This window comes from Streptomyces sp. NBC_01116 (genome assembly GCF_041435495.1).
GTDB lineage: Bacteria > Actinomycetota > Actinomycetes > Streptomycetales > Streptomycetaceae > Streptomyces.
In genome coordinates this window covers 6,518,384-6,532,276 of record NZ_CP108644.1, presented here as the reverse complement: position 1 = coordinate 6,532,276, position 13,893 = coordinate 6,518,384, and the positions used below count along the sequence as shown (strand labels likewise).

Here is a 13,893-nt window from a genome sequence, read left to right as displayed (position 1 = left end):
AGTGCGGTCTCGGCGCCGGCCCGCGTGGTCGGTCACACGGACCGGTCCGCCGGCCCGTGTCGGGACAGCGGGTGGGCGGCGGTCGTGTGCCCGGCGGTCAGGCGCCCGCCATACGGCTCCGCGCGCCGCGGACCAGGAAGATTCCGGACACGACGAGGGCCAACGACACGAGGGTCAGCACGACGAGGTAGAAGTTGTCGCCGCTTCCGGTGGCGGCGAGAACGCCTCCGGCCGTGGCTCCTCCGGCATGGGGTGGTCGGTACAAGGGTTGCCTCCAGGGGGATGCGGGCCGGCCGGTGTTCCGGCCGGCGAGGGCAGCGTGGCGGGACGAACGCCGGGGGCCGCCGCCGCTGGTCTGTCGGATGCCCGGCGCGTAGGTGGCACCGCTCGCTCGACGAGGGTGCGGATGAGACCGACGATGCGGTCGCCGGCCCGGCCGTCGCCGAACGGCGAGGCGGTGGCCGCGAGCCGGGCCGCGAGACCGGGGGCGTCCAGCAGCGCGCGGGCCCGGAAGCCGATGTCCGGTCCGGGTGCGGCCAGCACGGCGAAGCCGCTGTCCATCGCCTCGGGCCGTTCGGTGTTGTTGCGGACGACGACGAGGGGCCTCTTGAGTACGGTGCACTCCTCCTGCACGCCGCCGGAGTCGGAGACCAGCAGGCGTGCCTCGTGCGCCAGCGCGAGGAAGGTGGCGTGGTCGACCGGCTCGACCACGCACAGTGCCGCCAGCAGCCCGTCCAGTCCGTACTGCCGTGCCCGCGCGGCGGTCCGCGGGTGGATCGGCAGCAGCACCGGCAGCCCGAGTCCCGCCAGTTCGCCGAGGATCAGCCGGAGCCGTTCCGGATCGTCGGTGTTCTCCGGCCGGTGCACGGTCGCGAGGACGAATCCGCCGGAGCGCAGTCCGTGCGCCCGTAGCACGGCCGTCCTGGCCGCGGGGCCGGGCAGCGAAGCGCGAACCGCCTCGACGACGGTGTTGCCGGTGAGGTGGATCCGGTGCGGCTCGACGCCCTCGGCCCGCAGATGCGCCACGGCGCCCTCGGTGGGCGCGCAGTGCACGTCGGCGAGCACGCCGATGATCCGGCGGTTGATCTCCTCCGGCATGGTCCGGTCGTGCGAACGGAGCCCCGCCTCCACGTGGAGCACCTCGATCCCCAGGTAGTGAGCCGCCTGGGCCCCGGCCGAAGCGGAGTTGGTGTCCCCCTGCACCACCACGACCGCGGGACGCGCGGCCTCGAACGCCCGGCCGAGTTGATCGATCATGGAACTCATCTGCTCGACGCGCGGCAGCCCGCCGATCCGCCGGACGCTCACCCGCGGCTCCGGCAGTCCCAGCCCGCGGAAGATCTCGCCCGACAACGCGTCGTCGTAGTGCTGTCCTGTGTGCACCACCCGCGCGTCGGACCCGAGCCCGCGGATCACACCGGCCAGCTTCACCACTTCCGGCCGGGTGCCCAGCACCACGACCGCACCGGTCCCTCTGCATCCCCTACGCGTCAACGGACACCGTTCCTCCTCGGGCCGGCGGCAGCACGGCAGGGCTCACGACCACCCGAGGAGAAAACACGAGCGGGGCGGCGAATCAACGTGGCGCCACCGGCCGGAACGGGCGGACCACCTGCTTGAGCCGCCGGCTGTCACCCGGGCGTACGAGCACACGGAGGCGGTGCCGGAAGCCCTCACCGGGTGCGGCGGTGCCGACGACGACGGGTGAGCGGCGAAGGCACGGGCTACGCCGAGGTCTCCCGCGGCGACGGCGAAGCCTTCTCCTGGCCGTGGACCGTGCCGCGGCACGTTTCCGGCTGGTCGGCCACCTCGCCGGCGGTCGCCGGAGCCGGGTGGCCGCGCCGTATCCTCAGCACTGCCCGCCCGCTGGCCGACAGCCATGCATCCGGAGCACGTCGGTGATGCGCGTTCGCGTCGAACGCCTTCTGATGGAGAGGGAAGAGGAAGCGTGACGTCGATGCCCGCGCCGCAGTTCCGCAACTATGTGGAGATCATCCTGGAGGGCCTGGCCGACGAGTCCGGCCGCGACGTCCTGGTGGACGGGGACCGGCGTATGGGCGCCGGTGAATTCCGGTCCCTGGTCCACCGGTTGGCGCGAGCGCTGCGGGAGCGCGGGGTGGGACCGGGCCGTACGGTCACCCTCCTGTGCGGAAACCTGCCCGAGACGATCGCGGTGCGGTACGCGGTCAACCTGCTCGGCGCGCACTTCAACCACCTCTACAACCGGCTCGCCTGCGACGTGCAGGCCCTGATGATGGCCGACGTGGAGACGTACGCCCTGATCGTCGACCCGCGTCTGGCCGGCCGGGCCGCCGAACTGGTCCGCGCCGTCGCCCCGATCGAGCGCGTCCTGCTCCTGGGCAAGGCCCCCGAACAAGGCGGCCCTGGTCACGAGCACGCTGCGGAAAGCCTGGGCGAGGACCTCCTGGCGCTCGCAGCAGAACAGCCGGACGCCCCCGTGGAGAGCGCCGCGCGCCCCGACGACCTGTGCTTCATCCGGCACTCGGGCGGAACCACCGGGCATCCCAAGGGAGTTCGCAGCACCTTCGCCCGGATGCAGGGCGGAGTCGCGCGCACGAGGGAGCTGTTCAGCGGCACGGGGCGGCGGGACTTGGTGTGCACCCCGTTGTCGCACGCAGCCGGATTCATCGCGGACGGCACTCTCTCCGCCGGGGGCACGGTCGTGCTGCACTACGCGTTCGACCCGGCCGAGGTCCTCGCCACGATCACGCGTGAGCGGATCACCAACATGATGCTGCTGCCCCCGCTGCTCTACCAGGTCCTGGACCACCCCGACGCCGCGCGCACCGATACCTCCAGCCTCCAGCAGATCACCTACGGCGGGACCCCCTCCTCCCCGGCGCGCATCGCCGAGGCCGTGCGCCTCTTCGGGCCTGTTCTCCAGCAGGGTTACGGGCAGTTCGAGGCCGGTGCCGTGAGCGTGCTGCCCGCCGCCGAGCACGATCCCGACCACCCCGACGTCCTGCGCACCGCCGGGCGACCCGTGCCGGGGGTCGAGGTCGAGATCCGCGACGAGACCGGCCGCGTGCTGCCCGCCGGTCGGGTCGGGGAGATCTGCGTACGCTCGGAGATGGTGTTCGAGGGATACTGGAAGAACCCCGACCTCACTGCCCAGGTCCTGCGCGACGGGTGGGTGCACACCGGCGACCTCGGCTCCCTGGACACCCGGGGGTATCTGACCGTCGTCGACCGGATCAAGGACATGATCGCGGTCGTGGGCGGCCACGTGTACACCACCGAACTGGAGGACTTCCTCAACACGCACCCCGCCGTACGGCAGTCCGCGGTCTACGGGGTGAAGGGAACCGGCGGATACGAGCACATCCACGCGTCGGTCGTCACCGCCCCCGGTGCCCCTGTGACCAGCGACGACCTGCGGACCTGGGTACGGGAGGGGCGGGGCGCCATGTACGAGCCCGACCGCGTCGACTTCACCGGCGCCCTGCCGCTGACTGACGCGGGCAAGCCCGACAAGAAGCTCCTGAGGGCCGAAGCCCCGAGCCGGGGCTGATCGCCGGGGCAGCCCGACGTACCCGGTGACCATCTGTCCGGTGTTGCCCCGGCCCGTGCGTGAGCCGTGTCGGAGCGAGTCAGTGGCCCCGCGACTCCTCGGGGGTGACGGGCCCCGGGTCACGAACGGGCCGGCCGACGTCTGCGGGCCGGATTCTTGACCGTGATGTGAGACTTGCAGCATGGACATGGGGCGTGAGTCGCGGTGGGAGAAGGACGCGGTGACGGTGGAGATCGCTTTCGCCCTGGTGACTGCCGCCGTGCTGGCTGGAGTGATCTCTGCCTCCGCCTGGGCGCTCGTCCTGGTTCTTGACCTCTCTGGATCGGCGAGGAAAGGCCTGTTGGTGGGCGGTGCACTGCTCGGTGCGGTGGCCGGAGTGTGGCGTCTGGTACGGGTGCTGCTCCGGTTCGACGAGCAGCGCCGCATGGGCCACTGACTACGGCCCCTTTCCCTTGCGGTCGGCAGCCTCCCGGCGTGGGTCGGCCTGCCGGTGCCCAGCGACGGTCAGGCGGTCGACGTCGCCGCGGAGGCGGTCGGCGGTCAGCCGCGGCGGCGTCGGTGAGGCAGCCGTGGAAGCTCGCGCGGACGTCGTCCAGCTGTCCGGTGAAGGCGACCCGTGGTCAGCCGTGAGGCCGACCACGGGCGGAGGTTGAAGGACAAGGCGGGGCGGGGTTCCACGATTCCGGACTCGCGGCGCGGGGCGCGGCATCACGGCACGGCCGAAGAGGCCGGCCGAGAGCGAGGAGCCAGAGCGGGGAACCGGAGCGCGAGGGCGAGGGGCGAGGGACGAGGGGCAGCCGGTCACCATCGGGGCTCACGCTCCGTCAGTTGAGCCAGGCGGGGCAGCAGTCCGCGTCCCGGCCGGTCGGCGGGCCGGACGCCCACGCCCGGTTCTTCGGCTCGCGTCCGGGTCATCGTCGCGTCCTGCTGCCCCGGCGGCCGTAGCGCCGGGCCTCACGCGACCGCCGTCCGGCCGCCGAGGCCCAGGGGCGGGGCGAACCGGATGACGCCTTCACCCGCTCTCCACTTGGGCGCCGGTGAGCGCGCCCCTGCCCCCGGCCCCCGTCGGGCCGTGGGCGGACCCTGCGAACGCGCGGCGACGTGGCGCCCCGGTCGTCGGCGGTGTCCATCACCGCCTCCACGGCCCGGGCATCGGGACTCGCCCCTTCGACCGCGGCCTCGCGCAGGCAGCGGCGCAGGGCCTCGGGGTCGAGTCCTTCGTTGCAGGCCCGATGCAGCAGCTGGGCGAACGTGTAGTCGGGATCGGCGCGCAGTGCCAGGGCCAGGGCGACCCGCGCGCCGGGTTCGTCGCCCGTGGACCAGGAGACCCAGCCCGCCAGGGTGAGCGGGGCGGCGGCGTGCTCCCCGTACGGTCCGACGCAACGCCGTGCCAGCGTCCGCCACAGCCGCAGGGCCGCTTGTGCTTCCGCGCCCTCCATCCAGGCGGCGGCCTTGTCCCGGGTCTCCCGGTCCTGGAGCCCGAGGATGATGGCCGCGGCCTCGTCGGAGCCGATCAACTGGTCGTCCCCGGCGTCCGAGAGCGCGGGCGGCGCGGGCTGTGCCTCCTCGATGCGGGCCATGAGCGTGCGCGCCGTCCGGAGGGTCTCCGTCGCGACCTCGCCCCTGGCCCGCTCGTCGAGGAGCCTCGGGATCAACGCCGGTGCCGCCCTGTCCAGTGCCTCCTCCTGCGCGGTCACGGCTGCTGGGGTCCGCCACGGCTGGAGCCGCGCCTCCATGTCGCGCAACGTGCCCCGCACATGGACGCCCGCGTAGGCGGCGGCCGCGGCCATCACCGTGGTGCCGGGCATGGCCAGCGGGTTTCCCTGGTCGGGGCAGCATCGGAGGTCGGGGCAGCAGTAGGACCAGTAACGGCCGTCGGAGATGCAGAGCGCTTCGAGGACCGGAACGTCGAGTGCTCCGCACGCCGTGCGCAGGCGTTGCGCGAACGGCCTGAGCCGCTCCATGGTCAGTCGGCCGCCCGACCCGTCCGGGGAGTCCTGGCAGAGGAAGACCACGATCGCGTCGGGCCGTCCTTCGCGGCGCTCGCTCCCGGATACCAGACACTCCGCCAACTGGTCGGCGACCGGCCCCCATTCACCGGGCGCCTGCGGAATTCCGAGGCGGAGCCGGCCGCCGAAACGGCCCCGGCCGCCGTGCAGCGCGACCATCACGACGCTGTCGTTGGGATAGAAGCCCATGAGATACGGGAGGGCGTCGGCCAGCTCGGCGGGGCCGCGCAGGGTGATCTGCTGCTCCCCGGCCCGGCCGGTGGATTCCTGGTGCTTGTTCATGCCTTGACGGTCCCGCAGGCCGCCGTATCCCGCGACCCCTGTGGATAACGTTATCCACAGGGGTCGCCCCGGTCGTTCGGGCCTCGATATCGTGTTGCAGCGCGGCGTGTTCGGTTCGCGGCCTGCCCGGCCTACCCGGCCACGGCCAGGACGAGCGGGAGCACCTCATCGGCACCGGCCTGCCGGAGCAGGCGTGCGCCCACGGCGAGGGTCCAGCCGGAGTCGGTGTAGTCGTCGACGAGCAGAACCGGGCCGTGGGCCTCGGCCAGTGCGGCGGCGAGTTCGTCGGGCACCGCGAACGAGTCGGCCAGGGCGCGCAGCCGCTGGGCGGAGTTGCTGCGGTGCGCGGCGTGGACGTCGGCATGCGGGGTGTAGGCCAGGCTGCCCAGGAGTGGGAGCCTCCCGACCCGGGCCACTCCCTCGGCCAGGGACGTGACCAGCCGGGGGCGGGTGCGTGACGGCACGACGACGATGCCCACGGGCCGCGCCACCGCGTCGGCCGCACCGCCGGCCCAGCCGCCCGGCGAGCGGGCCCAGTCCGCCAGCACCGTCACCACGGCGTTCAGCACGTCGTCCGGGACCGGCCCGTCCGCGGCCTGTGCCGACAACAGCGGGCGGAGGCGGTTGCCCCAGCCGATGTCCGACAGCCTCCCCAGAGCGCGTCCCGTCAGCGCCTGCTGCCCCGCGGGGATGCGGCCCTTGAGGTCCATGCCGACCGAGGCCAGGCCGGTGGGCCACATCTTGCGGGGCTCGACCTCGACGCCCGGCCGCCCCAGCTCACCCGTCGCCGCCGAGAGGGCCCCGGAGGAGACGGCCGGGTCGAGCCAGGGTCCCGCGCAGGTGTCGCAGCGGCCGCACGGCACCGCCTTCTCGTCGTCGAGCTGCCGTTGCAGGAACTCCATGCGGCACTCCGTGGTCGCCACGTACTCCCGCATCGCCTGCTGCTCCGCCGCCCGCTGCTTCGCGACCCAGGCGTACCGCTCCGCGTCGTACGCCCACGGCTGCCCCGTCGCGGTCCAGCCACCCTTCACGCGCTTGACCGCACCGTCCACGTCCAGGACCTTCAGCATCGTCTCCAGACGCGAGCGCCGGAGGTCCACCAAAGGCTCCAGCGCCGGCAGCGACAACGGACGGCCCGCCTGCCCCAGCACGTCCAGGGTGCGCCGCACCTGCTCCTCGGGCGGGAATCCCACCGAAGCGAAATACGCCCAGATCGCCTCGTCCTCCTTGCCCGGAAGCAACAGGACATCGGCGTGGTCCACGCCGCGCCCCGCACGCCCCACCTGCTGGTAATAGGCGATCGGCGACGAGGGCGATCCCAGATGCACCACGAATCCGAGGTCCGGCTTGTCGAAACCCATTCCCAGCGCGGAGGTCGCCACCAGGGCCTTCACCCGGTTCGCCAGCAGATCCTCCTCCGCCTGCAACCGGTCGGCGTTCTCCGTCTTCCCCGTGTACGAGGCCACCGGATATCCGCGCTGCCGCAGGAACGCGGCGACCTCCTCCGCCGCCGCCACCGTCAGCGTGTAGATGATCCCCGAACCCTGCAGATCCCCCAGCCGCTCCCCCAGCCACGCGAGCCGGTGCGCCGCGTTCGGCAGCTCCAGCACGCCCAGCCGCAGGCTCTCGCGGTCCAGCGGCCCCCGCAGAACCAGCGCGTCCCCGCCGCCGGTGCCCAACTGCTCGGCCACGTCCGCGGTCACCCGCGCGTTGGCCGTGGCGGTGGTGGCGAGCACCGGCACTCCCGCCGGCAACTCCGCGAGCATCGTGCGCAGCCGGCGGTAGTCGGGCCGGAAATCGTGGCCCCAGTCGGAGATGCAGTGCGCCTCGTCGACCACCAGCAGGCCGGTCGTCGCGGCGAGCTTCGGCAGGACCTGATCACGGAAGTCCACGGAATTGAGGCGCTCCGGGCTCACCAGGAGAACGTCGGTCTCGCCGCGCTCCACCTCCCCGTAGATCGTTTCCCACTCCTCGGGGTTGGCCGAATTGATGGTGCGCGCCTGGATGCCCGCGCGCGCCGCCGACTCGACCTGGTTGCGCATCAACGCCAACAGCGGCGAGATGATCACCGTCGGACCGGCTCCGCGCCGCCGCAGCAGCGCGGTGGCCACGAAGTACACCGCCGACTTGCCCCACCCCGTGCGCTGGACCACCAGCGCACGACGACGCTCCTCCACCAGGGCCGCCACCGCCTGCCACTGGTCCTCCCGCAGCCGCGCCGATCCCCCGGGCGCACCGACCAGCTCAGCGAGGATGGCGTCGGCTTCGGTGCGGAGCTCCAGGGTGTCCATGCCTCCATGCAACCCGATGGGACGGACAATCGGCGAATCCACCCACCGCGACGGCGGTGTTTCTGCTGGTCCTCGCGATTCAGGGGTGACGGAGGGAGTCATCCCGGGCGGGTTTGGGCAGGGATATCAGTGTCATTCCGGCTGATTCCCGTCAGCCACAGCAATTGCTCGTTGCCGCCTGCCGGTGGGCCAGGGAGAATTGGAGCTGCCCCCGCACAGTTCCTCATCGGGCCCGGAAGGGCTGTGCCGCGGCGCGCCCTCACTCGACCCTGCCCGCACTGTGGGCGCGTAGCGAAGGGAGGACCGTGACCTTCGGATTCGCCCCGTCCACCGCCACTTCGACAGCGGCGTCCTCGTTTGCCTCAGACTCCGCCAACCGCCTTGCCCGGATGCTCGAACCAGCGGAGTGGGCCTCGGCGGGCATACCTCTGCTCCGGAGTCCCCGGGAGGTCGTCGGCGGACTGCACTCCCGGCACCGGCCGACGCCGGCCACCGCCGTGGTCGCGGTCCTCGATCATGAGGAACGGCTCACGGCGAGCGCCTCGTTCGCCCGCCGGGCAGCGGTGGCCGCGGACGGCTGGGAGTTCCGCAACGCCCTGCTGGCGCAGTTGCGGCGCGTCGTCCCGCACGATCTGCGGCGCCGCACTCCGGTCCGTACGGCCGTGCTTCTGTACTGCCGTGACGGCGACGAACGCTGGACCGAGGAGGACGGTGCGTGGATGTGGGGCCTGCGGGACGCCTGCACCCTGCACGGCCTCCGCTGCGGCGCCTACATCACGCTCACCCGCGGAGGCTGGCAGGTGCTCGGCGAGGGAAGGGGCGGGCGGCGGCCCAGTTCGCTGTCGGAGCCGGAGTCCCTGGCCGACGCCGTCGTCGAGCACCGGGCCGCCCCTACGCGGTCGGGCGGCGGGGCCGCGGAGGCGCTGCGTCGCACGGCTGCCCGCTGAGCGGGCAGCCCGCCACCGCGGAGCGGGCGCGGATCGGCGGTCGGCGGTCCGTCCCGGGCGTGCCCGGGCGACCGGCGGTGGTGTCCCCGGCCGCCCGTGCGGGCGGCCGGGAACACCGGTGGGATGTGTTCAGACCCCGGCGCCGAGTGCGGAGTTGATCGTCTGCGGGTCTCCGCAGACGATCAGCAGCGCGGCGGCGCGGTCACGCGCGACGGGCAGGGTACGCGCCACGGCCGGGTCCGCCTCGGCGTTGACGGCGACGACGACCACGGGCCGGGACGTGGCCCGGTCCGCCGCGGAGACGTCGGCGAAGAAGACGTCGTCGCCCGCGTCGTGCTGGGCCCAGTAGGCGGCTTCGCCGAAGGACAGCTCGTGGGCGGCCCACGGGTGCTGTTCGCCGGTGGTGAGCACCAGGATGTCGCCCGGTGCGCGACCGGACTCCAGCAGCAGGTCGACGGCTTCCTCGGCCGCGTCGAGTGCCCCGGCCGCCGTAGCCGGGATCAGCTGGATCTGCGGCGCGGAACGATTCTCCGCCGGCTCCGGACGGGGGGCCGCAGGGGCCGGTGCCGGAGCGACGGGTGCCGCGGGTGCGGGGTGGGTGCGCTGCGCCGGGGGCGCGGGGCGCGCGGGGCCGGGACCCGGACGGCCGGGACGCGGAGTGGCCGCGGAACGCGGACCGGGTACGGGACGAGGGGTCGGCGCGGTGCGGCCGGCGGCCGGAGTGACGCGGGGACCCTGGGCGCTCTCGGGAATCTGAGGCTCCTCGGAGATCAGAGGCATGAAGGTGGTCTGTGGCGGACGCCGATGTCGTCGGCGTCGGTAGGAGGGGCGCGTGCGCGCGATCAGAATTCGAAGCCGAGCTGGCCCCCGCTTTCGAGTGCGGCCGCCTCGGCGGAAAAGCGGACCTTCTTCAGGTGCTGCCACCGGGGCAGCGCGTCCAGATACGCCCAGGAGAGGCGGTGATGGACCGTGGGCCCCCGCTCCTCCAGCGCGGCCCGGTGCACGGGCGAGGGATACCCCGCGTTGGCGCCGAAGGCGAAGTCGGCGCAGTCCTCGGACGCGGCGCCCAGCTCGGCCATCATCCGGTCACGGTGCACCTTGGCGATCACCGAGGCCGCGGCGACCGCGATGCAGGACTGATCGCCCTTGATCACGGTGCGGACCTTCCAGGGAACGCCCAGGTAGTCGTGCTTGCCGTCGAGGATCACCGCGTCGGGCCGCACCGGCAGCCCCTCCAGGGCGCGCACGGCGGCGAGCCGGAGGGCGGCGGTCATTCCGAGGTCGTCGATCTCCTGCGGCGAGGCGTCGCCCAGTGCGTAGGCGGTGACCCAGCTCCGCAGCACGGGATCGAGCTCGGCGCGCCGCCGGGGGGTCAACAGCTTGGAATCGGTGAGACCTTCGGGCGGTCGGCGCAGACCGGTGACCGCCGCGCACACGGTGACGGGTCCGGCCCACGCACCGCGCCCGACCTCATCGACACCGGCGACGGTCCTGGCACCGGTGGTAGCGCGAAGTGAGCGCTCGACGGTGTGCGTGGGTGCTTCGTACGGCATGGCGCCAGACAGCGTACGCCGAGAGCCACGGCAGCAACACCCCGGGGCGCCGTGCGAACCGCGAATCAGCCGGCGAGGGCGGGTTCGAGGCCCTGCGCGCCCTTGATTCCGGAGGCTCGGGCCCCTGAACCCGTCTGCGCGGATCCCATGGACCCGGAGGCGCGGGCCCTTCGAACCCGTGGGCTCGGAGGGCCCGCCGGCTCGGCCCGCAGGCCCGGCCCGCAGGCCCGACGACTCGGCCGGCGGACCCATCGGCTCAGTACGGGTCGTAGCTGTCGTCGTCCGGCTCGTATCCGTCCCGGGTCCCATCCCTGCCCGCGCTGTAGCAGTCACGAGCATCGCCCTTGACCGGGCGCTTCTCCAGGATCTCCTTCGCCCGCGCCTCCCCCCGGCTGGTCGCGTACCAGGGGGTGTCGGCGTGGAGGACGTCGTTCTGGATGATCCGCAGCGCACAGGAGCGTTCCGGTTCGGGCAGGCGGTCCAGGGCCGGTACGGCGTCGGCGGACAGGTCCTCGACGTAGTCGATGTCGATGGCGGTCGACTCGCGGTCCTCGAAGCGCTGGACGTTCTGCTCGGCGATCAGCCCGTCCGGCGAGAGCAGTCCGAAGGCCAGGACGCCGGCCGCCGCGCTCACCGCGATGGCCCGGGGCAGGAACCGGGCCCCGAAGACCCCGGCCGCCAGGATCAGGACCAGCACCACCCCGAGCCAGAGCTCCATCGCCGCCACGGATATCCGGAGCCTGGTCAGGCCGTACTCGTCGACGTACAGGTCCATGCGGCGCAGCGCGGAGGCGACCACGACGAGGGTGAGCACGCAGAGGGGGCCGAGGACCGCCCGCACGAGGGTGCGGTCCCCGGTGGTGCCGCGCGGCGCCCAGCGCAGGGCCAGGGCGATCACGAGAAGGGTGAGCAGCGTGGCCCACAGCAGCTGCCAGAAGCCCTGGCGGGCGTACTCGGAATGGCTGAGCCCGGTCACGTCCCGGACCTTGTCGTATCCGCCGAGGAGCACGACGAGCTGGAGGGTGATGAACGCGGCGAAGAGCAGGTTGAGGACGATCAGTGGAAGGGCCCATTCGGCCCGTCCCCGGGGTTTGCCGGGCCGTACGGTGATCCCGTCCCAGCGCACCGGAGCGGCCGCGGCGTGCGCGGCGGCGAGCGCGCCCGCCAGCCCGAGGGCGAAGAGGAAGATCCGCCACGGTCCTTCGCCGACCGAGGCGTCGGGCATGAGGCTGCCGAGCAGTTCGGCGAAGGCGGCGTCCGCGCTGGCGAAGAGGGTCCCGAACACCACCAGCAGCACCAGGGCCACCACCGTGGTGCGCAGGGCGGCGCCCCAGCGCGCCCGGGAACCGTCGGCCCGCGCGCGTACCCCCCGCACGCCCCAGATGATGCCGGGGACGACCGAGTCGAACAGCCCCAGCGAGCCGATCAGCACGCCCGGCCAGCTGCGGCTGCCGTGCAGCGCGAGGGAGCCGAGCGCGAAGGCGGACACCACGGCGAGGAAGGTGGGCCAGCCCGCTTCCCGGAGCGCGGGCACCGCGAGCAGTGCGAGCCCTCCCACCGCCCAGGTCGCCGTCCACGGCCGCAGCCGACGGCCCGCGGCCCGCGCGGCGAAGTACGCGGCCAGCGCTGCGGGCACAGCCACGATCAGCAGGTTCACCCCGAGTCCGTCGCCCAGGAAGAGCGCGCTTAGGAGCGCGGTGGCCAGGACCGACCAGAGCACGGCGGGCCGGATCAGGGGCGGTTCGGGTGGCCGGATCCGGGCGGTCACACCCTCGTTCTTGGCTGCGGGCGCCCCGGCGCCGTACTGCCAGGGGCTGCCGGGCGGCCCGGCCGGTCGAGCCGCCTGGGCCCGTTGGCGCGGGTCGCCTGCGGCCTGTGCCGGGACCGGATCCCCTACGGCAGAGGACCGCGCGGCCTCGGCGGGCGACGCACCGGCGGACTGCGCCGCGGCCGGATCCGGTCGGTTCGCCGCCGGTGTGCCGGCGGCCTCGGAGGCCGCAGGCGGTTCCGGTGGCCGGGGCGCGTCGGCTCCCTCCGGCTTCTCCGGCGGTCTGGACGCCTCGGACGGCTGATCGGACATGGGACCCCTCCCCCACCGGGTCCACGCGCGGCCCCTGGGCCGTACGCACGTCCCGGCGTCTCATTCGGCGCACGCCCTCAAGATCAACGAGGGGCGGCGTGGCCGAAAGAGTAGTCCCGAACTCGCGTTCGCAGACACGCGGAGTGGTCCTGTGGCAGGACCGTGACAGACGGCCGCAGCACCGGTTCAGGGACCGTCGGCGGAGAGACGGGACGGAAGCGGCGCGGCCGCCGGAGAGAGGGGGAGACGGCTCGGAGGCGTGGCGCGAGGTCAGCGCGGGAGCGTCAGCGCGGGAGCGGCGTCAGCCACGCCGGGGGGTCCTCCGTCCGGGCCAGCCAGGCGGCCGGCGGCGCTCCGGCCGTGCCCGACGCGACGACACCGCCGACGATGGCGCACGTCGTGTCGACGTCACCGCCCGCCTGGGCCGTGACCCAGAACGCCTGCTCGTAGTCCCCGAGGCTCCTGGCGGCCGACCAGAGCGCGAACGGCACCGTGTCGTGGGCGCTGGTCCGGCGGCCGTTGCCGAGGACCGCGGCGACCGTCCCGGCGTCCCGGTAGTCCAGCATGTCGCGGGCCCGGCGCAGCCCCGCGCCGACGGCGCTGCGGGGCACGAGCGCGATGACGCCGTCGAGGAGGCCCTCGGGGCTCGGCGGTCCGCCGGGGGCGGCGGCGAGCGACGCGGCGGCGGCCACGGCCATGGCGCCGACGACGGCTTCGCGGTGCTGATGCGTGGGGTACGAGGAGATCTCCGCCTGGTGCGTGGCCTGCTCCGGATCGTCCGCGTACCAGGCGCCGAGCGGGGCGATGCGCATCGCCGAACCGTTGCCCCAGGAGCCCTGGCCCTGGAACAGCGCCGAGGACAGCTCCCGCCAGTCGCCTCCCTCGCGCACGAGCCTGAGGAGCCGGTTGACGGCGGGCCCGTAGCCCCGGTCGAAGTCGTGGTGCTCGGCGAAGGACCGGGCGAGCGCGTCCTGGTCGATACGGCCGTGCGCGGTGAGCACGGCCAGGACCGAGCAGGCCATCTCGGTGTCGTCGGTCCACTGCCAGGGCCCGGGCGGCAGGGCCCGTTGTTTCAGCAGGGGATAGTTGGCCGGAACGAAGAACTGGGAGCCCAGGGCGTCCCCCACGGACAGCCCACGCAGGCTGGCCAGGGCGCGTTCGAGGCGCCGCACGGAAACAGAATCAGCGGTCATCGCCCT

General features: G+C 73.5%; 10 protein-coding genes. 3 read left to right on the top strand and 7 right to left on the bottom strand.

Annotated elements, in window-relative coordinates; all coding sequences use genetic code 11:
* Positions 1-174: 174 nt before the first annotated feature.
* Positions 175-1,458, bottom strand: coding sequence for a non-hydrolyzing UDP-N-acetylglucosamine 2-epimerase (gene wecB / locus OG245_RS28845; protein WP_371626302.1), 1,284 nt, complete (start codon positions 1,456-1,458; stop codon positions 175-177).
* Positions 1,459-1,957: 499 nt separating this feature from the next.
* On the opposite strand from wecB, the gene OG245_RS28840 reads away from it, so the two are divergent.
* Both OG245_RS28840 and OG245_RS28835 read left to right on the top strand, forming a co-directional pair.
* The gene (locus OG245_RS28840; RefSeq protein ID WP_371628018.1) at positions 1,958-3,532 is read left to right on the top strand and encodes an AMP-binding protein; all 1,575 of its coding nucleotides are present in this window, start codon (positions 1,958-1,960) and stop codon (positions 3,530-3,532) included.
* A 181-nt stretch (positions 3,533-3,713) separates the two neighbouring features.
* Positions 3,714-3,968 carry a DUF6332 family protein gene (locus OG245_RS28835; RefSeq protein ID WP_371626301.1) on the top strand — a complete coding sequence of 85 codons (255 nt, stop codon included), beginning with the start codon at positions 3,714-3,716 and terminating at the stop codon, positions 3,966-3,968.
* 475 nt (positions 3,969-4,443) lie between these two features.
* On the opposite strand, the gene OG245_RS28830 is transcribed toward OG245_RS28835, so the two are convergent.
* Complete coding sequence (locus tag OG245_RS28830; RefSeq protein WP_371626300.1) at positions 4,444-5,823, bottom strand: DUF4192 domain-containing protein; 1,380 nt, start codon at positions 5,821-5,823, stop codon at positions 4,444-4,446.
* Between the two features lie 131 nt (positions 5,824-5,954).
* A complete protein-coding gene (locus tag OG245_RS28825) occupies positions 5,955-8,114 on the bottom strand; it encodes a RecQ family ATP-dependent DNA helicase (protein WP_371626299.1) in 2,160 nt (719 codons plus the stop codon).
* A 305-nt stretch (positions 8,115-8,419) separates the two neighbouring features.
* Here OG245_RS28825 and OG245_RS28820 point away from each other — a divergent pair, with 305 nt between their 5' ends.
* Positions 8,420-9,061 (top strand): hypothetical protein, encoded by a 642-nt coding sequence (locus tag OG245_RS28820; RefSeq protein WP_371626298.1) that lies wholly within the window; start codon positions 8,420-8,422, stop codon positions 9,059-9,061.
* 129 nt (positions 9,062-9,190) lie between these two features.
* Here the strand turns inward: OG245_RS28820 and OG245_RS28815 are convergent, their stop codons facing one another.
* The 4 genes from OG245_RS28815 to OG245_RS28800 all read right to left on the bottom strand — a co-directional run bounded on the left by OG245_RS28815 (position 9,191) and on the right by OG245_RS28800 (position 13,887).
* The gene (locus tag OG245_RS28815; protein WP_371626297.1) at positions 9,191-9,841 is read right to left on the bottom strand and encodes a hypothetical protein; all 651 of its coding nucleotides are present in this window, start codon (positions 9,839-9,841) and stop codon (positions 9,191-9,193) included.
* A gap of 62 nt (positions 9,842-9,903) precedes the next feature.
* Positions 9,904-10,614 carry a ribonuclease HII gene (locus OG245_RS28810; RefSeq protein ID WP_371626296.1) on the bottom strand — a complete coding sequence of 237 codons (711 nt, stop codon included), beginning with the start codon at positions 10,612-10,614 and terminating at the stop codon, positions 9,904-9,906.
* 256 nt (positions 10,615-10,870) lie between these two features.
* Entirely contained in the window at positions 10,871-12,694 is a 1,824-nt protein-coding gene (locus tag OG245_RS28805; RefSeq protein WP_371626295.1) for a DUF4153 domain-containing protein, read from the bottom strand.
* 284 nt (positions 12,695-12,978) lie between these two features.
* Positions 12,979-13,887, bottom strand: a complete 909-nt coding sequence (locus OG245_RS28800) for an ADP-ribosylglycohydrolase family protein (protein ID WP_371626294.1) — start codon at positions 13,885-13,887, stop codon at positions 12,979-12,981.
* Positions 13,888-13,893: the final 6 nt, after the last annotated feature.